At 66.6% G+C, this 21,018-nt stretch carries 23 protein-coding genes; 12 read left to right on the forward strand and 11 right to left on the reverse strand.

Translation table 11 applies throughout. The annotated features are described in order from the left end of the window. The first annotated feature begins 46 nt into the window (after positions 1–46). The 6 genes from NMB40_RS02915 (at position 47) to NMB40_RS02940 (ending at position 3,354) form a co-directional block, all read left to right on the forward strand. Positions 47–454 (forward strand): hypothetical protein, encoded by a 408-nt coding sequence (locus NMB40_RS02915; protein ID WP_494360081.1) that lies wholly within the window; start codon positions 47–49, stop codon positions 452–454. Between the two features lie 99 nt (positions 455–553). Further along, positions 554–1,057 (forward strand): hypothetical protein, encoded by a 504-nt coding sequence (locus NMB40_RS02920; RefSeq protein WP_494360082.1) that lies wholly within the window; start codon positions 554–556, stop codon positions 1,055–1,057. 178 nt (positions 1,058–1,235) lie between these two features. Continuing rightward, positions 1,236–1,604, forward strand: a complete 369-nt coding sequence (locus tag NMB40_RS02925) for a hypothetical protein (RefSeq protein ID WP_494360083.1) — start codon at positions 1,236–1,238, stop codon at positions 1,602–1,604. A gap of 75 nt (positions 1,605–1,679) precedes the next feature. Beyond that, complete coding sequence (locus NMB40_RS02930; protein WP_494360084.1) at positions 1,680–2,159, forward strand: hypothetical protein; 480 nt, start codon at positions 1,680–1,682, stop codon at positions 2,157–2,159. A 64-nt stretch (positions 2,160–2,223) separates the two neighbouring features. Continuing rightward, a complete protein-coding gene (locus NMB40_RS02935) occupies positions 2,224–2,796 on the forward strand; it encodes a hypothetical protein (protein ID WP_494360085.1) in 573 nt (190 codons plus the stop codon). A 117-nt stretch (positions 2,797–2,913) separates the two neighbouring features. Further along, on the forward strand, positions 2,914–3,354 hold the full coding sequence (locus NMB40_RS02940; protein WP_494360086.1) for a hypothetical protein: 441 nt from the start codon (positions 2,914–2,916) through the stop codon (positions 3,352–3,354). A 65-nt stretch (positions 3,355–3,419) separates the two neighbouring features. On the opposite strand, the gene NMB40_RS02945 is transcribed toward NMB40_RS02940, so the two are convergent. From NMB40_RS02945 to NMB40_RS02965, 5 genes are all read right to left on the reverse strand, one after another. Then, positions 3,420–4,676 carry a cysteine desulfurase gene (locus NMB40_RS02945; protein ID WP_494360087.1) on the reverse strand — a complete coding sequence of 419 codons (1,257 nt, stop codon included), beginning with the start codon at positions 4,674–4,676 and terminating at the stop codon, positions 3,420–3,422. Beyond that, on the reverse strand, positions 4,673–5,935 hold the full coding sequence (sufD, locus tag NMB40_RS02950; RefSeq protein ID WP_494360088.1) for a Fe-S cluster assembly protein SufD: 1,263 nt from the start codon (positions 5,933–5,935) through the stop codon (positions 4,673–4,675). The genes NMB40_RS02945 and sufD overlap by 4 nt, the downstream gene beginning before the upstream one ends. Then, positions 5,935–6,699, reverse strand: coding sequence for a Fe-S cluster assembly ATPase SufC (gene sufC, locus NMB40_RS02955; protein ID WP_068854574.1), 765 nt, complete (start codon positions 6,697–6,699; stop codon positions 5,935–5,937). The genes sufD and sufC overlap by 1 nt, the downstream gene beginning before the upstream one ends. Before the next feature lie 61 nt (positions 6,700–6,760). After that, a complete protein-coding gene (sufB, locus tag NMB40_RS02960; protein ID WP_184125138.1) occupies positions 6,761–8,236 on the reverse strand; it encodes a Fe-S cluster assembly protein SufB in 1,476 nt (491 codons plus the stop codon). A gap of 16 nt (positions 8,237–8,252) precedes the next feature. Next, positions 8,253–8,705 (reverse strand): SUF system Fe-S cluster assembly regulator, encoded by a 453-nt coding sequence (locus NMB40_RS02965; RefSeq protein ID WP_282246891.1) that lies wholly within the window; start codon positions 8,703–8,705, stop codon positions 8,253–8,255. A gap of 132 nt (positions 8,706–8,837) precedes the next feature. Between NMB40_RS02965 and NMB40_RS02970 the strand changes: the two genes are divergently transcribed. After that, the gene (locus NMB40_RS02970; RefSeq protein ID WP_068854575.1) at positions 8,838–9,305 is read left to right on the forward strand and encodes an SET domain-containing protein; all 468 of its coding nucleotides are present in this window, start codon (positions 8,838–8,840) and stop codon (positions 9,303–9,305) included. Here NMB40_RS02970 and NMB40_RS02975 read toward each other — a convergent pair. The 4 genes from NMB40_RS02975 to NMB40_RS02990 form a co-directional block, all read right to left on the reverse strand. After that, positions 9,302–9,898, reverse strand: coding sequence for a DUF1439 domain-containing protein (locus tag NMB40_RS02975; protein WP_494360089.1), 597 nt, complete (start codon positions 9,896–9,898; stop codon positions 9,302–9,304). The two genes, NMB40_RS02970 and NMB40_RS02975, sit on opposite strands and share 4 nt — an antisense overlap. 138 nt (positions 9,899–10,036) lie before the next feature. Further along, positions 10,037–10,570 (reverse strand): hypothetical protein, encoded by a 534-nt coding sequence (locus tag NMB40_RS02980; protein WP_494360090.1) that lies wholly within the window; start codon positions 10,568–10,570, stop codon positions 10,037–10,039. Positions 10,571–10,610: 40 nt separating this feature from the next. Next, the gene (locus NMB40_RS02985) at positions 10,611–10,919 is read right to left on the reverse strand and encodes a DUF3861 family protein (protein ID WP_282246894.1); all 309 of its coding nucleotides are present in this window, start codon (positions 10,917–10,919) and stop codon (positions 10,611–10,613) included. A gap of 260 nt (positions 10,920–11,179) precedes the next feature. Further along, positions 11,180–11,578, reverse strand: coding sequence for an HU family DNA-binding protein (locus NMB40_RS02990; protein ID WP_068854576.1), 399 nt, complete (start codon positions 11,576–11,578; stop codon positions 11,180–11,182). 384 nt (positions 11,579–11,962) lie between these two features. On the opposite strand from NMB40_RS02990, the gene NMB40_RS02995 reads away from it, so the two are divergent. Next, complete coding sequence (locus tag NMB40_RS02995) at positions 11,963–12,397, forward strand: OsmC family protein (RefSeq protein ID WP_282246895.1); 435 nt, start codon at positions 11,963–11,965, stop codon at positions 12,395–12,397. A 127-nt stretch (positions 12,398–12,524) separates the two neighbouring features. Here the strand turns inward: NMB40_RS02995 and NMB40_RS03000 are convergent, their stop codons facing one another. Beyond that, the gene (locus tag NMB40_RS03000; protein ID WP_494360091.1) at positions 12,525–13,400 is read right to left on the reverse strand and encodes a PhzF family phenazine biosynthesis protein; all 876 of its coding nucleotides are present in this window, start codon (positions 13,398–13,400) and stop codon (positions 12,525–12,527) included. Positions 13,401–13,528: 128 nt separating this feature from the next. Between NMB40_RS03000 and NMB40_RS03005 the strand changes: the two genes are divergently transcribed. The 4 genes from NMB40_RS03005 to NMB40_RS03020 are packed head-to-tail and all read left to right on the forward strand — an operon-like array spanning position 13,529 to position 19,772. Then, positions 13,529–16,132 (forward strand): bifunctional aspartate kinase/diaminopimelate decarboxylase, encoded by a 2,604-nt coding sequence (locus NMB40_RS03005; protein WP_494360092.1) that lies wholly within the window; start codon positions 13,529–13,531, stop codon positions 16,130–16,132. Positions 16,133–16,174: 42 nt separating this feature from the next. Beyond that, positions 16,175–17,527 carry a UDP-N-acetyl-alpha-D-muramoyl-L-alanyl-L-glutamate epimerase gene (murL, locus tag NMB40_RS03010; RefSeq protein WP_448142203.1) on the forward strand — a complete coding sequence of 451 codons (1,353 nt, stop codon included), beginning with the start codon at positions 16,175–16,177 and terminating at the stop codon, positions 17,525–17,527. Further along, positions 17,508–18,917 (forward strand): UDP-N-acetylmuramoyl-L-alanine--D-glutamate ligase, encoded by a 1,410-nt coding sequence (gene murD / locus NMB40_RS03015; protein ID WP_494360093.1) that lies wholly within the window; start codon positions 17,508–17,510, stop codon positions 18,915–18,917. Before murL ends, murD begins: the two co-directional genes overlap by 20 nt. 60 nt (positions 18,918–18,977) lie before the next feature. Continuing rightward, positions 18,978–19,772 (forward strand): dienelactone hydrolase family protein, encoded by a 795-nt coding sequence (locus NMB40_RS03020; RefSeq protein ID WP_494360094.1) that lies wholly within the window; start codon positions 18,978–18,980, stop codon positions 19,770–19,772. A 104-nt stretch (positions 19,773–19,876) separates the two neighbouring features. Here the strand turns inward: NMB40_RS03020 and NMB40_RS03025 are convergent, their stop codons facing one another. Next, positions 19,877–20,875, reverse strand: coding sequence for a polyprenyl synthetase family protein (locus NMB40_RS03025; RefSeq protein WP_494360095.1), 999 nt, complete (start codon positions 20,873–20,875; stop codon positions 19,877–19,879). Positions 20,876–21,018 lie beyond the last annotated feature (143 nt).

Raw genomic sequence — 21,018 nt, forward strand, 5'->3', positions numbered from 1 at the left:
AGCATTGGACGTAACGGGCGTTATCGCGTTTGGGTACTACGATGGAGTGACCGAAGGCGTCGCCAGGCAGGCGTTTGGCACTGACTACTGCTATTTCAAGGTAATCGCCTGGGATGGTGGTCAAGATGATCGCCTCCGTGCTGTCGTGGAGATATCGGCGGCGGCCTATCTGCGCATTGCTTCGCTTCTGGAAAGTGCGCTGGCTGTTCCCGATCTGCATGCCCGGCTCCCCGCATGGGATCTCCTCGCAGAAGCGGATCGAACTGAGCTCGAAGCGATCTTGAAGCGCTTGCAGGATGATCTGCTGCTGAAAGGTGCCCTGGTGTACTCGAGAGGGATTGGGCAGAGGGAGGCGTTGAGGGTTGCAATTGACGCCTCGAACGCAACGCGCGTGGGCGCGGCTCTCCTCGAAGACGCTCCGGGGGACATCGCACAATGGAAGCGCGAGTTGTAGCGGAACTCGGTATCGGCGGTGTCTTTGAGGTGACAACACTTCTGTTCGAGGGCGGAAAAAGTGGAGAACGATCGCTGGGATGAGGTGCGTAAGCGGCGAATGTTGCTGGCCGATGAGAGGGAGCGTGCGCATCTGCGGCTACGCCACGGCGCTGCTCTGGTCCAGGCTATCAATGAAGCAGCCTTCTGCAGCCTGCGTATCGAGGACTTCCGGGCCAGGTCATTCGAGGGGGACATTGTGTGGCCGCGGGATATTCGCGATGCCCCTGGCCTCGTTCGTGCCTATGTCGGCCTGGCCGAAGCGCTCAGGGTCATGCGCTGCGTAGAGCGCAGACTGGGTCCCCTTGAAGGCGAGATTGGCTTTCACGAGAAGGACTATCTTGGATTTGCGCCCGTGAGCGGGTTCACCGTCACCTCCATGGTGGCGGTTGCGGCCTTCACCGGGGACTCGGCCCTGTTCCACGCTGAAGCTGCCGGGGTCGTGATACTCGTGGACTGCTATGGAAACAATGCCGAAGAGCAGTTCAGCGTGGTGATCCAGGGGGCAGGGGTGCCGCCAGATCTTGACCTTGTCCCCAACGATGAGCGTGGACGAGATGGCTGATCATTCCCCGGAAGCCCTTGGGCAATCCCCGACGGCTGCTTGGCTGAACTTCATCGAGTCCATCGTATTGCCGACGATGCCCCCTGATCTGCCCTTCGCGATCCAGGGCTGGGCTGGAATGGCCTTTGACTGAACTTCCTATGAGGATCTGGCACCAGATAGCGTGTGGGAATGCTGGATGGCGGTGCACAACCAGGCGGCCGGGTATCCTTCGGGACTCGGTGCAGTCAGATACAGGAACGCCTCTGATCTGTTGAGCGGCGTCCACATCAAGCCGGATATGGAATCCATTCGCACGTACTGGGACGAGAATTACAGTTTCCTGCGCGACCACTACGTATTCTCTCTCGACCGGCAATGGATCATCCGGCTGGATCAGGATACAACGCTGTTCATGGGGGAATTGGACTTCATGCGATCCGTGGTGGAAAGGCTGGGCGGGGTGGCGGAAGTCAGGAAGGTGATGGACGACGATCTCATCGGTGGTTTCGACGATGTGGTCGTTCTTGGTGACTATATTGATGGGCTGCTCGCCCCGCTGTCTTAGCTCTGACGAAGCATGGGAACACGTGCATTGTGCTGGTCTCGAACTCCCTTCCCGATGGACCAATGGTGTGGCGTGATGAATGCAATCCTTCGCCCTTGCCTGCCTCTCTTCGTGCTCTTCGCGCTTGCCGGCTGTGACGGCATTCAAGGGGATGGGAATGCCAGCCAAGTGCCCAGTGCCTGCAAGATGCGCGGGAACGGGGATGGCCAACCGACGTGCGTGACGTCGCTCTCGAGTATTCTTGCGTCTCCGGATCGATTTGACGGGATGAAGGTGTCGGTTGGGGCGTGGGTGGATGAGGTGAACGACGTTGTTCTCCTTTTTCCGACCCTTGAAGCGATGAGGCTCAGGGATTCCGCCAGCTCCTTGGTCGTGTATCCGGGGAGGAATGTGGGCGGTGACAGGTTTTCACCGAAGGATCTGCCCGAGGACCTCAGATTCCTGCGGGTGACGGGGGTTTTCCATTGGATACGGGATGGCGTTGGAAGCCCTCACGCTGATCCGGTTGATTCGAACCGGATGGGGGTGCTGGAACGGGCCACCCTTGAACGTTGAACTGACTGGGTAGCGCCCAGACTCGGCACATCTCCGAGGCGAGATTGACAGGAGTTTTTCGGTCATGAGAAAGGTCCATCAGAACTTCAGGATCGGGGTTCGCCTCCTTGAAAAAGGGCAGGCGGCTCAGGCGCTTGCGCTTGCAGAGGAACTGATCAGATCCGAGGACGAGATGGATCGCCTTGACGGGTACTCGTGCCGCGGGATGGTCTTCGAAGACGGCGGTCAGGACGTCTCCGTTGATCTGGATAGATCAATTGACAGCTACCGAAGGGCTTCACTGATCGCCCCAAACGCCGTCACGTTCCTGCACTTGGCGCGCGTAACCCTGAAGAGGAAGGAGTTTTCCCAGTCCCTCAGGTTCCTTGAGATATCTGCGGGCTATGAGGAAACCCCGGAAATCCTGCTGGGCTTCGCACAATGGTTTGAAGAGTCCGATCCGCCAGATTACGGAATGGCAAAGTCCTACTACGCAAAGGCGGCTCTCAGAGGGCGGTTCGCAGGATTCTTCGGCTACTCACGGGTGGCACGCGCGGCCGGACAGCCCCTGCGTGCACTGGTCGTAGACATTGCGCGCAACCTGTCCGGGCCACTCATCGCGTTGGCCATCGGCACACGCGCACGCTTTCAGTTCTAGGAAAAGGAGGGCGTCAAGTGAAGCTTCTCTGCATGGTTGCCACGCTTTTGTTGACAGTCGCCGCTCTGGCGGCATGCAACGCCGGGAGTACGGCGCCAGGAATGAAGGAGGCCTTGCGTGGCGGACTTCAGTAAGTTGCTGGACAAGCTGTATGCGATTTCGGGCGTGCACACGGCGGATCCAGGCGCGGAGAACTACCTTTTGGTCTCCCGGGCATTTCATCATGTTGACGCCGAAGTCCGCGAACGCGCCATTTTCATCGGTGCCCTGCGATGGATGGATCGCACGATGCTCGGGTACACCTTCGCAGCGTTCCAACTCGAGCTTGAGCCGGTTGATGACAATCGCAGGCTCATGGTGGAGGCGCTTGTGTCTGCAGCGTTGCGCGGCGGGTTCGAATCAGGGGCATTGGAACTGGCGTTGGTCGAGCGCCTTGGTGGCTGTGACCCGTCCAGTCTTGAGGCTAAAGCGGCTTACGTGGGAATTCTTCGGTTGCGCGGGGAAGTCACCGTCGCAGAGTGGGCTGTGATGGACTACGAGAAGGTTGAGGTCAAGTAAAACGCCGCGGTTTCCCGCGGCGTTGGTCCTTGTGTCCATCGGTAGTTGCGAGGCGGCGCCCCGTATCAGCCCAGGAGCCTGCGAACCTTGTTCAGCGCTGCGATGAAGCGCTCGATCTCGGCGTGCGTGTTGTAGAACGCGAGAGACGCGCGGCAGGTGGCCGCCACGCCGTAGTACTGCAGCAGCGGGTGCGCGCAGTGCTGGCCGGAGCGGATGGCCACGCCTTCCAGATCCAACAGGGTGGCCAGGTCGTGTGCGTGCGCGCCTTCGATCAGGAAGGAGACCACCGCCGCCTTGTCCGGCGTGGTGCCGAAGATGCGCAGGCCGTCGATCTTGTTCAGTTCTTCGGTGAAGTGCGCCAGCAGCTCGCTTTCGCGCGCTTCCACATGCTCCAGGCCCAATGATTCGAGGTAGTCCACCGCCACGCCGAGGCCGATGAAGCCGGCGATGTTCGGGGTGCCGGCTTCGAACTTGTGTGGGGCATCGTTGAACACGGTGCCCTCGAAGCTGACTTCCTTGATCATCTCGCCGCCGCCCAGGAACGGCGGCATGGCATCCAGATGCTCGCGCTTGGCCCACAGTGCGCCGGTGCCGGTGGGGCCGCACATCTTGTGGCCGGTGATGGCGTAGAAATCGCAGCCGATGGCGGCAATGTCGACCTTGCGGTGCGGCACGGCCTGCGAGCCGTCCACCACGGTGATGATGCCGCGCTTGCGTGCTTCCCGGCAGATCTCGCGCACCGGGTTCACCGTGCCCAGCACGTTGGAGACGTGGGCTACGGCAAGCAGCTTGACCTCGGGGGTCATGGCCTTGCGCAGGGCATCCAGGTCCAGCGCACCTTCGGGGGTGATCTCGGCCACGCGGATGGTGGCGCCGGTACGCTGGGCCACCAGCTGCCACGGCACGATGTTGGCGTGGTGCTCCATGCGCGATACCAGGATGACATCGCCGGCCTTCAGCCGCGGCAGGGCCCACGAATAGGCCACCAGGTTGATGGCAAAGGTGGTGCCGCTGCACAGGATGAGTTCGCTGGCGCGCACGTTGAGGAAGCGCGCCAGCTTGCTGCGTGCGCCTTCGTAGGCGTCGGTGGCCTCGGTGCCCAGCGCGTGCACCGCACGGCTGACGTTGGCGTTGTAGCGGCGGTAGAACTCATCCACCGCGCCGATCACCTGCACCGGCTTCTGGCCGGTGTTGGCGTTGTCGAAGTACACCAGCGGCTTGCCGTGCACTTCCCGCATCAGCAGCGGGAAGTCCAGGCGCACGCGGTCCCAGTCGGGGGCGGCGACTGGGTCGGCCACCGGGCGCGGGGTGGAGAGGTTCATGCCACGCCTGCCTTGGCCAGCGCGAGGTCCAGCTGGCGGCGCAGCTGTTCGGTCAGTCGCGCGTCGAGCACGTTCAGCGGCTCGTGGCAGAACGCGGCGCTGAGCAGCTGCTGCGCCTGCTGGGCCGGCAGGCCGCGCGAGCGCAGGTAGAACAGGGCGTTGGCATCGAGCTGGCCGACGGTGGCGCCGTGTGCAGCCTTCACCTCGTCGGCGTCGATCACCAGCGTGGGCTGGGTATCGATTTCGGCGTCGGCCGAGAGCAGCAGGTTCTTGTTGGAGAGGTTGGCGTCGGTGCCATCGGCGCCGGCACGGATGTGGATGCCACCGTGGAAGACCACGCGGCTGCGGTTGGCGGCCACGCCGCGCCACACCATCTCCGAGGCGGTATCGCGCGCGATGTGTTCGATGCCCAGGCGGGTATCGACATGGCGGCGGCCGTTGCCGAGCAGCACGCCGTTGGCGGTCAGCTGGGCGTTGTCGCCTTCCAGGCGCACGTTGAGTTCGTGGCGGCTGAGCGCGGCGCCCAGCTCCAGGTCCACGCGGCGGTACTGCGCGTTGCGGGCCAGCACGGCATCGGTGCGCAGCAGCGCGGTGGCGCGGCTGCCATCGGCCTGCACGCGGGCGTGCGAGAGCACCGCGTCCTGGGCCAGGTGCACGTGCACCAGGGTGTTGCCCAGGTGCGCGGCATCGCCGGCATCCAGGTGATGCTCGACCACGCCCAGCGCGGCACCGGCCCGCAGTTCGATCAGGTGGCGGTGATGCCAGGCCAGGTCGCTGCCACCGGCGGCGCTGATGAAGACCAGCTGCAGCGGGGTTTCAACCTGCACGCCGTCGTCCACGCGCACCAGCACGCCTTCATCGGCGAGGGCGGCGTTGAGGCGGGCGAAGACTTCTTCGCTGCGCTCGAAGCGGCGGCCCAGGAAGCGCAGGGCTTCCTCACCGGCGGCCAGCGCCGAGGACAGCGTCTGCACCTGCACGCCGGCCGGCAACGCCGACACGTCACTGTGCGCGACGGACGGGCGGCCGTTGACGAACACCAGCCGCGGCGACGGAATGTCGGCCAGCAGGGCAGGGTCGATCTCGGGCGCGGCCAGCGGCGCAGGCTGGAACGTACGGCGTTCGAGCTGGCGCAGCGAGGTGTACTTCCAGGCTTCGCTGCGCGGGCCCGGCAGGCCGGCCTGCAGGGCGGCATCGAGCTCGGCGCGGCGGGCGTCGCTGCCGCAGAAGCCGGCGGCGAGGGAATCGAGCAGGGCGCTCATCAGACCGCTGCCTCCGGCACCACGCGGTCCTTCAGGAAGTGGTAGCCGTGGGCTTCCAGTTCCAGGGCCAGTTCGGGGCCGCCGCTCTGCACGATCTTGCCGTCAGCCAGCACGTGCACCACGTCCGGCTTGATGTAATCGAGCAGGCGCTGGTAGTGGGTGATGACCAGGAAGGAGCGGTCCGGCGAGCGCAGCGCGTTCACGCCGTCGGCCACGCTCTTGAGCGCGTCGATGTCCAGGCCGCTGTCGGTCTCGTCCAGGATCGCCAGCTTCGGCTCGAGCACGGCGAGCTGGAAGATCTCGTTGCGCTTCTTCTCGCCACCGGAGAAGCCTTCGTTGACGCCACGGTGCAGCAGCTCATCCTTCAGGTGCAGCACGGCCAGCTTCTGGCGCACCAGCTTGAGGAACTGCATGGAATCGAGTTCTTCCTCGCCACGCGCCTTGCGCTGGGCATTGAGCGCGGCGCGCAGGAAGTAGGTGTTGTTCACGCCGGGGATTTCCACCGGGTACTGGAAGGCAAGGAACAAGCCGGCGGCGGCGCGTTCTTCCGGCGCCAGCTCCAGCAGGTCGCGGCCTTCGAACTGCACGCCGCCTTCGCTGACGTCATAGCCTTCGCGGCCGGCCAGCACGTTGCCCAGCGTGGACTTGCCCGCGCCGTTGGGGCCCATGATGGCGTGCACCTGGCCCGGCTTCACGTCCAGCGACAGGCCCTTGAGGATTTCCTTGTCGCCGATGCGGGCGTGGAGGTTGTCAATCTTCAGCATGATACGAATCCAGTAGTGCCACGCCATGCGTGGCAAAAAAATCAAACGAAGGCGCGACCGGTCAGCCCACGGAACCTTCAAGGGAGACTTCCAACAGCTTCTTGGCTTCCACCGCGAACTCCATCGGCAGCTCGCGGAACACCTGCTTGCAGAAGCCATCCACGATCATCGAGACCGCGTTTTCCTGGTCGATGCCACGCGCGCGGCAATAGAACATCTGGTCATCGGAAATCTTCGACGTGGTGGCTTCGTGCTCCACCGTAGCGCTCGGGTTCTTCACCTCGATGTACGGGAAGGTGTGCGCGCCGGAGGTCTTGCCGATCAGCAGCGAATCGCACTGGGTGTAGTTGCGCGCGCCATCGGCATTGCGGTCCACCTTGACCAGGCCACGGTAGGTGTTCTGGCCACGGCCGGCGCTGATGCCCTTGCTGACGATCTTGCTCTTGGTGCGCTTGCCGATGTGGATCATCTTGGTGCCGGTGTCGGCCTGCTGGCGGTGGTGGGTCAGCGCCACGGAGTGGAACTCGCCCACGGAGTCATCGCCCAGCAGCACGCAGGACGGGTACTTCCAGGTGATCGCCGAACCGGTTTCGACCTGGGTCCAGGTGACCTTGCTGCGTGCGCCACGGCATTCGGCACGCTTGGTGACGAAGTTGTAGATGCCGCCCACGCCGTTCTCGTCACCGGGGTACCAGTTCTGCACGGTCGAATACTTGATCTCGGCATCTTCCAGCGCCACCAGCTCGACCACCGCGGCGTGCAGCTGGTTCTCATCGCGCATCGGCGCGGTGCAGCCTTCCAGGTAGGACACGTACGCCTTGTCCTCGCAGATGATCAGGGTGCGCTCGAACTGGCCGGTGTGGCCGGCGTTGATGCGGAAGTAGGTGCTCAGTTCCATCGGGCAGCGCACGCCCTTGGGGATGAACACGAAGCTGCCGTCGGAGAACACCGCCGAGTTCAGCGCGGCGAAGTAGTTGTCGCCCACCGGCACCACGCTGCCCAGGTACTGCTTGACCAGCGCCGGGTGTTCCTTGATGGCTTCGGACATGGAGCAGAAGATCACGCCCTTTTCGGCCAGTTCCTTGCGGAAGGTGGTGCCGACCGAGACCGAGTCGAACACCGCGTCCACCGCCACGCCGGCCAGCTTGGCGCGCTCGTGCAGCGGCACGCCCAGCTTGTCGTAGGTGTCCAGCAGTTCCTTGGGCACGTCATCCAGCGAGGCGTACTTCGGGCCCTTGGGCGCGGAGTAGTAGCTGAGCGCCTGCAGGTCGATCGCGGCGATCTGCAGCTTGGCCCAGTTCGGCATCGGCATGGTTAGGAAGTGGCGGTAGGCGTCCAGGCGCCACTGCGTCATCCATTCCGGCTCTTCCTTCTTGGCCGACAGGGCACGGATGGTGTCCTCGTCCAGGCCAGGCGGCAGCGAATCCGATTCGATGTCCGTGATGAAGCCGGCCGAGTACTTGCGGCCGAGCTGCTCGTGGATCTCGCGGTTGGGGGTGTCGCCGGGGGCGACGGTGTCGAGGGTATCGGTGGCCATGGGGGCTGCCTGTGGATCAGGAGACGACATCCGCCGCGATCACGCGGCGGGGGGCGTCAACAAGGGGAAGAGGGGGCAGGATCTGCGCCAGGGTGACCTTGCGCAGTGCGTCGGACACCACGTCGTTGATCATCCGCCAGCTGCTGCGCGCGCCGCACTGCAGCTCGCGTCCGCACTGGCTGTGGTCGTGCGCGCACTCGGTCAGGCCCAGCGGGCCCTCCATGGCTTCGACGATCTCGAACAGGCTGATCTGGTCGGGGCGGCGGGTCAGCCGGTAGCCGCCGCGCACGCCGCGCAGGCCTTCCACCAGGCCGGCCTGGGCCAGCGGCTTGAGCAGCTTGCTCACGGTGGGCGGCTCGAGGCTGGCAAATTCGGCCAGTTCGGTCGCGCTGAGTACCTCGCCCGGGCGAGCGGCAAGGACGGTCAGGACGACGGTGGCGTAATCGGTAAGCTTGGTGACGCGGAGCATGGGGAGGGCAGAGCCATAAAGCGGACTGAAATTGTACGCTTTTATCCCCGGGCGTCCAACCCGTCCTGTTCAGCTGGCCACGATCACGGCGATTAAGCGAGAATCGAGCATCCCAACGTAACGGCCAGCCAGATGCCCAAGAAGATCCAAGCCCGCAAGTCCACCATTCACGGCAATGGCGTGTTCGCGCTGGCGCCGCTCAAGAAGGGTGAGCGGGTCATCCAGTACAAGGGCCTGCTGCGCAGCCACGCCGACGTGGATGCCGATGATACCGGGGATGTGGAAAGCGGTCACACCTTCCTGTTCACCCTGAACGACGATTACGTGATCGATGCCAACTACAAGGGCAACGACGCCCGCTGGCTCAACCACAGCTGCGACCCCAACTGCGAGGCGGTGATCGAGGAAGCCGAGGGCGACAACCGCCGCGAGGACAAGGTGTTCATCGAGGCCATCAAGGACATCAAGCCGGGCGACGAACTGACCTACAACTACGGCATCACCCTGGCCGAGCGCCACACCGCGCGCCTGAAGAAGATCTGGGAGTGCCGCTGCGGCTCGAAGAAGTGCACCGGCACGATGCTGCAGCCGAAACGTTAATTGCCCAGCACGCCCGCCGGCACCAGCGCGTCCAGGTCCTGGTTGAAGGTGACCACCAGCTTGCCGTTCTGGACTTGGGCCGACTGCACCTGCAGCGCGCCCAGCAGGGCGGCCACGGTCGGGTCGATCTTGTAGATCGGCTCGCGGCGGGCGTAATCGACCAGGAACGTGTTGAGCAGGCCGCGCGTGCGCGAATCGAGCTTGCCGCCGTTGTTGGCCGGGACGAAGTCGTCCACCGTGGGCTGGTCCAGGTGGAAGCCCTGGGTCTGCGCGTCGTAGCGCAGGCCGCTGCTCAGCTTGACCTTGCCCAGCGGGGCCGGCGCGCTGCCGGCCGTGGCCAGCGCCACGTCAAAGCCCAGATCCAGGCGGTTGCCCTGCGGCAGGGTCAGCTTGGGGTGGCTCATGGTCATCGCGATCAGGCCGCCCAGGGCGTCCTGGGTGCGCGGGAAGCTGCCGTCCAGGTACTGCTGGACATCGGTGGCACCGACCGACAGTTCGCGGCCGGAAATGCTCGGCGCGGCCTGTGCGCCGACGGCGGCGGCAATCAGGACGGCACAGGCGGCAATGCGGGTGAACACGGGGCGTAGCTTCATGGTGGCCGGGCGCGGGAGGGAGACACCGACACGATAGCGCGTTGGCCTGAATCGGCGCTTCATGGCCGCAGCCACGCAGGGCGTGGCTCTACCAGCGGATTGCGCCGTAGAGCCACGCCCTGCGTGGCTGCGCCGCGCTCAATCGAGCGCGGGCTGCAGCGAGGCGCTGAGAATTTCCCAGCCGCTGCCGTCGGGGCGCGGTTGCAGGCGGTACCAGCCGGTGTAACGGAACGTGCCCTCGGCGGTGATGGCGCGGATGCGCACCGGTACTTCGCGCAGGCGCGACGGCTGGGCCGTGTCGCGGGCGATGGGGCTTTCGGTGTCCAGACGCAGGTTGCGCAGCTGCGGGATGCTGCGCAGCACGGCGTCGTCCGGGCGTGCGCTGGTGTGGCCGCCGCTCCAGAACGCATCGGAGCTTTTGCGGTCGCTGCCCAGCAGGGCGTAGATGTAGTTGCGGACGGTGATGGTTTCGCTCGGCGCATCCGGTGCCACCGCGCTCAATACCGGCGGGGCCATGGCGGCCAGGCCTTCGCCCTGCGCCGGAGCCGGTTCGGCGGATGCGGCGGCAGGGTCGGTCGCCGCCGTGCCTGCGGGGGTTTCCGCGGTCGACCGATCGGGCTGGCAGGAACATCCGGCAAACAGCAGCGGCAACAGGAACACGACTCGACGCATGGCACACCCTCCCCGGTGGAGGGGAGAGTGTAGCGGTGGTTCAGGGCGTGCGCTGGATCGCATCCAGGGCGCTGAGCACCTCGTCCAGTTTGGGCTGCAGCGCGGTCAGCGGGTGCGTGGGTTCGTCGGCATGGCGCTGGGCCAGGTCCTGCAGCAGCTGGGTGGCGACGATGGCCGCGGCGCGTTCGTCGCCGCTCAGTCCGGCCGGGCGGCGGGCCGCTTCCAGCAGCCGCATCCAGTCCTGCTGGGCGCGGTGTTCCAGTTCGATCGTGCAGCGTCCGCTGCACTGCAGCCCGTCCTTTTCGATCGGGGTAACGGTGATGCGATAGCGTTGCGAGGGGCTGGCCATGGCGGTGCACTGTGGGGGGATGGGCCCACCTTAGGCGTGGCGACGGGGCCGGGCGACAGGCGCGGCCGCACGCAGTGTTCCACCTTGTACGTTCCGGGTTTGCGCGTAGTGGCTGCGAGGGCCGTGGCAGCTGGGTCTGCGCGGGCGTACCCGGCGCAGGCAGGGTTTGGCAACGCTGTGTTTCGCTGCGCGTGCACTGCCCCAAAAGAGAACGGGACGGCCATGGCCGTCCCGTCCGGGTGCTGCAGGAAGCGCGCTGATTAGAGCGCAGCGTCCTTGAGCTTCTTGAGCGGACGCACCTTCAGCTTGGTGGTGGCCGGCTTGGCGGCGAACCACTGCTCTTCCTTGGTGAACGGGTTGATGCCCTTGCGCTTCGGCTTGGCCGCGACGCTGACGGTGGTGATCTTCAGCAGGCCCGGCAGGGTGAAGCTGCCCGCGCCCTTCTTGTGCACCGAGGAGGCCACTGCGGTTTCCAGCGAGGCCAGCACAGCGCGGACGTCCTTGGCGACAACGCCAGAGGCTTCGACGATGTGTGCAACCAGGCCGGACTTGGTCAGCACTTCCTTGATCGGCTTCGGAGCGGCCGGCTTTGCGGCGGCCTTCGTAGCGACTTTCTTCACTGCCTTCTTCGGGGCAGCCTTCTTAGCGGTCTTTGCCATGGTTTCCTGTTCCGTGATCGGTTGGTTGTGTGGTCGCGCCGAACCCATCGGCAAGCGAAATGTAGGGCAACAATGCGGCGCCGCCAATAGGCAAACGCATAAAAATTCGGCTTTTCTGCGTTTGCGGTTACTGCAGTGCATCAGGACATGCCCAAAAAAACGGTCCGTTCGGCGGGGTGGGAGCCGTTGGCCGGGCCAGGCGGGCGGGTAGGGATCGTGCGGAAATGCCTTGAAAACAGCACTTTGCAACACGGCGAGGGTGACGCGTGCCTGGCAAGGGGGTGGCCAGGTGCGGCCGCACGCCGCAGGCCGGCACGGCCAGACACGGTGCTAACGCCCGACGGTCTACGCTGGTGCTGCCATTCACCCACTAAGGATCCAACGATGGGCATTTCGCGTCACGCCACTGCGCACTGGGAAGGTGACCTCAAGACAGGCAAGGGACAATTGAGCACGCCGCAGAGCGGCCTGCTGGACAAGACCCGCTATGCCTTCAGCAGCCGCTTCGGCGATGAAAAGGGCACCAACCCGGAAGAACTGATCGCCGCCGCACATGCCGGCTGCTTCACCATGGCGCTGTCGGCCAAGCTCACCGAGGCCGGCTTCGTGCCCACCTCGCTGGACACCGAAGCCAAGGTCGACCTGTCGATGGAAGGCGGCCCGCAGCTGTCGCAGATCACCCTGAAGGTCAAAGCGGTGGTTCCCAACATCGACGCGACCCAGTTCCGCGCCATTGCCGATGATGCCAAACAGAACTGCCCGGTATCCAAGGCGCTGAGCGCGGTGCCGATCAGCCTGGAGGCCGAGCTGGCGGGCTGAAATGTTCAGGGTGCCGACGCCACGTCGGCACCTTTGGAGTTCCGCGTAGAGCCACGCCCTGCGTGGCTGCGCGCGGTGCCGTAACGACGTGCAGCCACGCAGGGCGTGGCTCTACGTCGCCGGGGTTTCACCAGTGGATCGTTCCTTCGATCACCGTCTGCACCTGGCCACCGGACCACACCTCGCCTTCGGCATCCACATGCAGGGTCAATCGCGCGTCGTGGCCGACTTCGCGGCCCTGGCTGACCACGTAACTGCCGTCCACGCCCGGCAGGGCACCGCGGCTGTCCAGCCACGCGGCCAGCACCGCATTGGCCGCGCCTGAAGCGGCATCCTCGAATCGCCGGCCGTTACCCACGAACGCGCGCACCGCCAGCTGGTAATCGCCGCCGGTGCTACGCGCATAGGCGAACACCCCCATGCTGTCGGTGCTTTCGGCCAGCGCGGCCACCGCGTCCCAGTCCGGTGACAGGGCGCGCAGCGTGGCTTCATCGGCCAGTTCCACCACCCACCAGCTGCGCCCGCCGGACATGCGTGCCGGCGGCAGTTCGCCCAGCGCCCAGCCGTCCAGTGCCGCCTGCAGGCGCGGATCGGCCGCCGTGGTCACTTCGGCCACCGCTGCGCGCGGGGTGCGGATGGCGATGCTGCGCGTGGCCCCTTCGCCCACCACCCGCAGCGGCAGCGCGCCGGCGATGCCGTCCTGGACCAGCACGCCGTCCACCGGTGCGGCCAGGCCGGCATCCAGCACCGCATGCGCGGTGCCCACGCTGGGGTGGCCGGCGAACGGCACTTCCTTCTGCGGGCTGAACATGCGGATGCGGTAGCTGGCGCCCGGCGCCTGCGGGGCGAAAACGAACGTGGTTTCCGGCAGGCGGGTCCAGCGGGCGATGGCCTGCATGCGCGCGTCGTCCAGGCCCTCCGCGTCCAGCACCACGGCCAGCGGATTGCCGGCACCGGGATAGGGGGAAAACACGTCAAGCTGCAGGAAACGGCGGGCGGTCATGGCGGATCGGTCTGGCGGAACGGTCTGGCAGCTTAACAAGCCCTGCCGGGGCGTGGCTTGGCATAGAATCAGAGGTTCGGCCCGGCGTGCCGGGTCGATCCCCCCACTACCTACCCATTCTTACCTCCATGTCAGCTTCCCCCCTTGTCGAACGCTGGATCGTACTGAAGTTCGGCGGCACCTCCGTGTCGCGTCGTCACCGTTGGGACACGATCGGGAAGCTGGCGAAAAAACGTGCGGAAGAAACCGGTGCGCGCGTGCTGGTGGTGGTGTCGGCCCTGTCCGGGGTCACCAATGAACTGACCGCGATCGCCGATGGCGCCGCCGACAGCCGCGCCCGCGTGGATGCGCTGGTGGCCCGCCACCGCGAATTCCTGGCCGAGCTCGAGCTCGACGCCAGCGCGCTGGATGTGCGCCTGGCCGCGCTGCAGGGCCTGCTGGACGAGCCGCGCGCTGCCGCGCGCCCGCTGGAATGGCAGGCCGACGTGCTGGGCCAGGGCGAGCTGCTGTCCTCCACCATCGGCGCGGCCTACCTGCGCGCCAGCGGCCTGGATTTCGGCTGGATGGACGCCCGTGAATGGCTGCAGGCGCTGCCGCCGCAGCCCAACCAGAGCGACTGGTCGCAGCGCCTGTCGGTGAACTGCCAGTGGCGTTCGGACGCCGAGTGGGCCGCCGGCTTCCGCGCCCAGCCGACCCGCATGCTGATCACCCAGGGCTTCATTTCGCGCCACGCCGATGGCGGCACCGCCATCCTCGGCCGCGGCGGCTCGGATACCTCGGCCGCGTACTTCGGTGCGCTGCTGGGTGCCAGCCGCGTGGAAATCTGGACCGACGTGCCGGGCATGTTCAGCGCCAACCCCAAGGACGTGCCCGACGCGCGCCTGCTGACCCGCCTGGACTATTACGAAGCCCAGGAAATCGCCACCACCGGCGCCAAGGTGCTGCACCCGCGTTCGATCAAGCCGTGCCGCGATGCCGGCGTGCCCATGGCGATCCTGGACACCGAACGCCCGGAACTGCCGGGCACCAGCATCGACGGCAACGCCGCGCCGGTGCCGGGGGTGAAGGCGATCAGCCGCCGCAACGGCATCGTGCTGGTGTCGATGGAAGGCATCGGCATGTGGCAGCAGGTCGGCTTCCTGGCCGACGTGTTCGGGCTGTTCAAGAAGCATGGGCTGTCGGTGGACCTGATCGGTTCGGCCGAAACCAACGTCACCGTGTCGCTGGATCCGTCCGAAAACCTGGTCAATACCGATGTGCTGGCCGCGCTGTCGGCCGACCTGTCGCAGATCTGCAAGGTCAAGATCATCGTGCCGTGCGCGGCGATCACCCTTGTCGGCCGTGGCATGCGTTCGCTGCTGCACAAGCTGTCGGACGTGTGGGCGACCTTTGGGCGCGAGCGCGTGCACATGATTTCGCAGTCGTCCAACGACCTCAACCTGACCTTCGTCATCGATGAAGCCGACGCCGACGGCCTGCTGCCGATCCTGCACGCCGAGCTGATCGACAGCGGCGCGATGCCGGTGGAAGAGGGCGAGGTGTTCGGCCCGCGCTGGCGCGAGATCGCCGGCACCATCCGCCCGCGCGAAACCGCCTGGTGGCGGGGCCAGCGCGAGCACCTGCTGCACCTGGCCCAGGCCGGTACGCCGCGCTATGTGTACAACCTGGCCACGGTGCGCGCCCGCGCCCGTGCGCTGGCAGCGATCAAGCCGATCGACCAGCGTTACTACGCGATCAAGGCCAACAGCCATCCGGCCATCCTGGAGCTGCTGGAGCAGGAAGGCTTCGGCCTGGAATGCGTGTCGCACGGCGAACTGAAGCACGTGTTCAACGTGCTGCCGACGCTGTCGCCGCGCCGGGTGCTGTTCACCCCCAGCTTCGCGCCGCGCACCGAATATGAAGCGGCGTTCGCGCTCGGCGTGACCGTCACCGTGGACAACGTGGAAGCGCTGCAGCGCTGGCCGGACCTGTTCCGCAACCGCGAGCTGTGGCTGCGCGTGGACCTGGGCCGTGGCGAAGGCCACCACGCCAAGGTCCGCACCGGCGGCAAGGATTCCAAGTTCGGCCTGCCGATCGCCCGCGTGGACGAGTTCGTGCGCCTGGCCGAAGACCTGGGCACCCGCGTGGTCGGCCTGCATGCGCATCTGGGCAGCGGCGTGGAAACGGCGCAGCACTGGCGCCTGATGTGCGACGAACTGGCCGGTTTCGCGCGCCGGATCGGCAGCGTGGAAACCATCGATATCGGCGGCGGGCTGCCCATTCCCTACAGCGATGACGATGAACCGTTCGACCTGGACGCCTGGGCCGTCGGCCTGGCCGAGGTCAAGGCGGTGCACCCGGCGTTCCGCCTGGCGATCGAACCGGGCCGCTACCTGGTGGCTGAATCGGGCGTGCTGCTCACCACCGCCACCCAGGTGGTGGAGAAGGACGGCGTGCGCCGGGTGGGCCTGGATGCGGGCATGAACACCCTGATGCGCCCGGCGCTGTACGACGCCTGGCATGACATCGAAAACCTGAGCCGCCTGGGCGGGTATGCCGAGGCACTGTTCGACGTGGTCGGGCCGATCTGCGAATCCAGCGATGTGTTCGGCAAGCGCCGCCGCCTTCCGGTGTCCACCGCGCCGGACGATGTGATGCTGATCGCCGATGCCGGCGCCTACGGGTACGTCATGGCCAACACCTACAACCAGCGCGAGCTGCCGCGCGAGGACATCATCGACGATGTGCCTTGAGCGCCTCCCGTTGGTTTCCCTTATTGCCTCACCGGATACGCCATGACTGCTTTCGATAAACACCAGGTTGCCTGCTTCCGCTTCGTCCGCTGCGATTTCGCCGCGGACACCGGCGTGGCGCAGCTGGTCTACGCCTTCGACAACGGCCCGGAGCTGGTCGAGACGGTCAGCATTCCCGGTGCGCCGTTCGTGCTGGACGGTGCCCGCGCCGAAGCCGTGCAGCGGGCGCTGCGCCTGCTGCACCTGTTCGCCGGCGTGAGCTATTACAAGGCCGCGGTGCCGGAGCAGGTGCGGATCGACAGCTACAGCATCGATGCCGATACCGCCGCGCTGGTGGAAACGGTGTACCTCAACGGGCTGGGCGAGTTCGCCTACCGCAACGGCCTGAACCTGCGCGGGCGGTTCCGCCTGCCGGTGGACGGCCAGGCGTTCGACGCGCCGGCCGTGGGCCTGCGCGAGCACGCGCTGGTGGCCATCGGCGGCGGCAAGGATTCGCTGGTCAGCATCGAAGCGCTGCGCACGCTGGGCATCGCCGAAACGGTGACCTGGATCGGCGGTTCGCAGCTGATCCGTGCCTGCGCCGAACGTACCGGCCTGCCGACGCTCAACATCGGCCGCACGCTGGCCCCCGAGCTGTTCGAGCTCAACCGCCAGGGCGCGTGGAACGGGCATATCCCGGTCACCGCGGTGAACTCGGCGATCATGGTGCTGGCCGCGCTGCTGCAGGGCGTGGACCAGGTGGTGTTCTCCAACGAGCGTTCGGCCAGCTACGGCAGCCAGATCCCCGGCACCGGTGAAGTGAACCACCAGTGGTCCAAAGGCTGGGCCTTCGAGCAGGCCTTCGGCGAACACCTTGAAAAGCATGTGGCGGCGGACCTGCACTACTACTCGCTGCTGCGCCCGCTGTCGGAGCTGGCGGTGGCACGCCAGTTCGCCAAAACCGATTTCTACGACGCGCATTTCTCCAGCTGCAACCGCAACTTCCACATCCTGGGCGAGCGCCCGGTGAACCGCTGGTGCGGCGTCTGCCCGAAGTGCCACTTCGTGTTCCTGGCGCTGGCCCCGTTCATGCCCAAGACCCGGCTGGTGCGCATCTTCGGCCGCAACCTGCTGGACGACATGGAGCAGGCCGGCGGCTTCGATGCGCTGCTGGAATTCCAGGACCACAAGCCGTTCGAATGCGTGGGCGAAGGCCGCGAATCGCGTGCGGCGATGGCCACCCTGGCGGCACGCCCGGAATGGAACGAGGACGCGCTGGTGAAGCGCTTCATCCAGGAGATCCAGCCGCAGCTGGACGGCGCCGAGCTGCAGATCGAACCGTTGCTGGTGCTGGAAGGCGAGCACCGGATTCCGGCGGCGATCTGGGAGCGCCTGCGTGCGAATTTCGCAGCTTGAAGGCAAGCACGTAGCGCTGTGGGGCTGGGGGCGTGAGGGGCGCGCGGCATTCGCCGTCCTGCGCCAGCGCCTGCCCGCGCTGGCCCTGACCCTGTTCTGCCCCGAGGCCGAGGCCGCCGCCGCGCGCGCCGAGGCCGGCGATGCGCTGCAGGTGCGTTCGGATGTCAGCGGCGATTCCCTGGCCGCCTTCGAGGTGGTGATCAAATCGCCGGGGATCAGCCCCTACGGCGACGCCGCCGTTGCGGCGGCCGCGCAGGGCACGCAGTTCATCGGCGGTACCTCGCTGTGGTTCGCCGAGCATGCCGATGCCGAGGGCACCGTGCGCGACACCGTGTGCGTGACCGGCACCAAGGGCAAGAGCACCACCACCTCGCTGCTGGCCCATCTGCTGCGCGCCTCGGGCGCGCGTACCGGGCTGGTGGGCAACATCGGCCTGCCGCTGCTGGAGGTGCTGGAGCCGCAGCCGGCGCCGGCGTACTGGGCGGTGGAGCTGTCCAGCTACCAGACCGGCGAAGTGGCGCGCAGTGGCGCGCACCCGCAGGTGGCGGTAGTGCTGAACCTGTTCCCCGAGCACTTGGACTGGCATGGCAGCGAAGCGCGCTACATCCAGGACAAGCTGGCGCTGGTGACCGGCGCGGCACCGCGCATCGCCGTGCTCAATGCCGCCGACCCGCACCTGGCCGCGCTGTCGCTGCCGGACAGCGAGGTGGTGTGGTTCAACCAGCCGCAGGGCTGGCACATGCGCGGCGAGTGGGTGTATCGCGGCGGGCAGCAGGTGTTCGATACCGCGAACACGCCGCTGCCGGGCCGGCACAACCGCGGCAACCTGTGCGCGGTGCTGGCGGCGATCGAGGCGCTGGGCCTGGATGCGGTGGCGCTGGCGCCGGCCGTGCAGGAGTTCCGGCCGTTGCCCAACCGCCTGCAGACCATCGGCAGCCGCGACGGGCTGCGCTTCGTCAATGATTCGATCAGCACCACCCCGCACGCCAGCCTGGCGGCGCTGGAATGCTTCGCCGGCCAGCGCATCGCGCTGCTGGTGGGCGGGCATGACCGGGGGCTGGACTGGCAGGATTTCGTGGACCACATGGCGCACGACGTGCCGCCGGTGGAGATCGTCACCATGGGCGCCAACGGCCCGCGCATCCACGCGCTGCTGCAGCCGCTGGCCGATGCCGGGCGGTTCGGCCTGCATGCGGCGGGGGACCTGGATGAGGCGGTCCGGCTGGCGCGTGCCGCGCTGGGCGGGCAGGGCGGGGTGGTGTTGATGTCGCCGGGCGCACCGAGCTATGGCGTGTACCGCGATTACGTGGCCCGCGGCCGCCATTTCGCCGAACTGGCCGGGTTCGACCCGGACCAGATCACCGCGATCCCGGGGATTGGGATCGCCTGACCCCACGCGGCGTCACACCCCCTGTGCTTTCATTAGGCACTTTCCACAGGAGGCAGGCGCATGAAGCAGCAATGGCAGTGGGGTGCGGCACTGGTACTCGGCCTGACGGCGTTGCCGGCGGTGGCGGCGATGCAGGCCAAGCCGGTGGAGTGGAAGCACGAAGGCACCACCTTCAGCGGGGTGCTGGTCTACGACGACGAAGACAACGACAAGCGCCCCGGCCTGGTGATGGTGCCGAACTGGAAGGGCGTGAACGAATCGGCCATCGCCAAGGCCAGGCAGTTGGCCGGCGACGATTACGTGGTGCTGGTGGCCGACGTGTATGGCAAGGGCGTGCGCCCGAAGACCGACGCCGAAGCCGGCCCGGTGGCGACCCAGCTGCGCAATGACCGCCCAGTGCTGCGCGCCCGCGCGCTGAAGGCGCTGGAGGTGCTCAAGGCCCAGGCCGGCAACGCGCCGCTGGATGCCTCGAAGATCGGTGCGGTCGGCTTCTGCTTCGGTGGCACCACGGTGCTGGGGCTGGCCCGTGCCGGTGCGCCGCTGGCCGGCGTGGTCAGCCTGCACGGCGGGCTGGGCTCGCCGTTGCCGGCCAAGGCCGGCGGTACCCATCCGTCTGTGCTGGTGCTCAATGGCGCCGACGACAAGGGCATCAGCAAGGACGACATTGCCAGCTTCGAGCAGGAAATGAACGCGGCCAAGGTCGATTGGGAGTTCACCAACTACAGCGGTGCGGTGCACTGCTTCGCCGAAGCCGATGCCAACAACCCGCCGGGCTGCCTGTACAACGAGCGGGCGGCGAAGCGGGCGTGGAAGTCGATGGACACCTTCTTTGAAGGGTTGTTCGAAAAGCGGTAACCGGAGAGCTGGAAATCGGTAGCGCCGGCCGTTGGCCGGCCCACGGATCGCCTGGGCCGGCCAACGGCCGGCGCTACCGGAATGTCACGGTCCCCGCGTTCCGGTCAATGCGAGCGCTGCACCGCGTAGCGGGCCAGGCCGCGCAGCGCGGCCACGGCATCGTTGTCGGCCAGGCCGTCGAGCGCGCGCTCGGCGGCGTCGGCGTATTCCTCGGCGCGGCGGCGGCTGTATTCCAGCCCGCCGGTGGCGTGGATGGCGGCCAGCACTTCCGGCATCGCATCCGCATCGCCGTCCTGCACGATCCCGCGCAGACGCTCACGGGTGGTGGCGTCGGAATGGGCCATGGCGTGGATCAGCGGCAGGGTCGCCTTGCCTTCGGCCAGGTCGTCGCCCAGGTTCTTGCCCAGCTCGTCGGCGTTGGCCGAGTAGTCCAGCACGTCGTCGGCGATCTGGAACGCGTAGCCCAGGTGCATGCCGTAGTCGTACAGGGCCTGCTGGGTGGCCGCGTCCACGCCGCTGGCCAGGGCGCCCAGGCGGGTGCCGGCGGCGAACAGCACCGCGGTCTTGCGCTCGATCACGCGCAGGTAGGCCGCTTCGTCGGTGTCCGGGTTGTGTACGTGCAGCAGCTGCAGCACTTCGCCTTCGGCGATGCGGTTGGTGGTGTCGGCCAGGATCTGCATGACCGGCATGCGGTCCAGTTCGACCATCAGCTGGAAGCTGCGCGAGTACAGGAAATCGCCGACCAGCACGCTGGGGGCGTTGCCCCACAGCGCATTGGCGGTGCTGCGGCCGCGCCGCAGGCTGGATTCGTCCACCACGTCGTCGTGCAGCAGGGTCGAGGTGTGGATGAACTCGATGATCGCCGCCAGCTGGTGGTGCTCCGGGCCGGCCTGGCCGACCGCGTGGCCGGCCAGCATGACCAGCATCGGCCGCAGGCGCTTGCCGCCGGCGGAGATGATGTGGTCGGCGATCTGGTTGATCAGCACGACATCCGAGGACAGTCGGCGGCGAATCAGCGCATCCACGGCGGCCATGTCGGGCGCGGCGAGCGACTGGATCTGGGGCAGGCCCAGCGCGGGGCGGGTGTCTTCGGTGATGGTCATGCGGTCTGACTTTCAGGCTTGGGCGGAATTATAGGCGGTGCGGACGTATTCCGCCCGCGAAGGCGTTCCGGGGGGCGGGCAGGGCGTGAATACGTATGCAAGCGGCGCCACCGCCGAGGGTGCCCCGCTAAGCTTGTCGGGTA

This window comes from Stenotrophomonas sp. FBCC-B152 (genome assembly GCF_059134105.1).

Bases quoted from the DNA above. Each gene is read 5' to 3' on its own strand.
- NMB40_RS02920 (WP_494360082.1), top strand. From the start codon at position 554: ATGTTGCTGGCCGATGAGAGGGAGCGTGCGCATCTGCGGCTACGCCAC.
- NMB40_RS02925 (WP_494360083.1), top strand. From the start codon at position 1,236: ATGGCGGTGCACAACCAGGCGGCCGGGTATCCTTCGGGACTCGGTGCA.
- NMB40_RS02930 (WP_494360084.1), top strand. From the start codon at position 1,680: ATGAATGCAATCCTTCGCCCTTGCCTGCCTCTCTTCGTGCTCTTCGCG.
- NMB40_RS02935 (WP_494360085.1), top strand. From the start codon at position 2,224: ATGAGAAAGGTCCATCAGAACTTCAGGATCGGGGTTCGCCTCCTTGAA.
- NMB40_RS02945 (WP_494360087.1), bottom strand. From the start codon at position 4,676: ATGAACCTCTCCACCCCGCGCCCGGTGGCCGACCCAGTCGCCGCCCCC.
- sufD (WP_494360088.1), bottom strand. From the start codon at position 5,935: ATGAGCGCCCTGCTCGATTCCCTCGCCGCCGGCTTCTGCGGCAGCGAC.
- sufC (WP_068854574.1), bottom strand. From the start codon at position 6,699: ATGCTGAAGATTGACAACCTCCACGCCCGCATCGGCGACAAGGAAATC.
- sufB (WP_184125138.1), bottom strand. From the start codon at position 8,236: ATGGCCACCGATACCCTCGACACCGTCGCCCCCGGCGACACCCCCAAC.
- NMB40_RS02965 (WP_282246891.1), bottom strand. From the start codon at position 8,705: ATGCTCCGCGTCACCAAGCTTACCGATTACGCCACCGTCGTCCTGACC.
- NMB40_RS02970 (WP_068854575.1), top strand. From the start codon at position 8,838: ATGCCCAAGAAGATCCAAGCCCGCAAGTCCACCATTCACGGCAATGGC.
- NMB40_RS02975 (WP_494360089.1), bottom strand. From the start codon at position 9,898: ATGAAGCTACGCCCCGTGTTCACCCGCATTGCCGCCTGTGCCGTCCTG.
- NMB40_RS02980 (WP_494360090.1), bottom strand. From the start codon at position 10,570: ATGCGTCGAGTCGTGTTCCTGTTGCCGCTGCTGTTTGCCGGATGTTCC.
- NMB40_RS02985 (WP_282246894.1), bottom strand. From the start codon at position 10,919: ATGGCCAGCCCCTCGCAACGCTATCGCATCACCGTTACCCCGATCGAA.
- NMB40_RS02990 (WP_068854576.1), bottom strand. From the start codon at position 11,578: ATGGCAAAGACCGCTAAGAAGGCTGCCCCGAAGAAGGCAGTGAAGAAA.
- NMB40_RS02995 (WP_282246895.1), top strand. From the start codon at position 11,963: ATGGGCATTTCGCGTCACGCCACTGCGCACTGGGAAGGTGACCTCAAG.
- NMB40_RS03000 (WP_494360091.1), bottom strand. From the start codon at position 13,400: ATGACCGCCCGCCGTTTCCTGCAGCTTGACGTGTTTTCCCCCTATCCC.
- NMB40_RS03005 (WP_494360092.1), top strand. From the start codon at position 13,529: ATGTCAGCTTCCCCCCTTGTCGAACGCTGGATCGTACTGAAGTTCGGC.
- murL (WP_448142203.1), top strand. From the start codon at position 16,175: ATGACTGCTTTCGATAAACACCAGGTTGCCTGCTTCCGCTTCGTCCGC.
- NMB40_RS03020 (WP_494360094.1), top strand. From the start codon at position 18,978: ATGAAGCAGCAATGGCAGTGGGGTGCGGCACTGGTACTCGGCCTGACG.
- NMB40_RS03025 (WP_494360095.1), bottom strand. From the start codon at position 20,875: ATGACCATCACCGAAGACACCCGCCCCGCGCTGGGCCTGCCCCAGATC.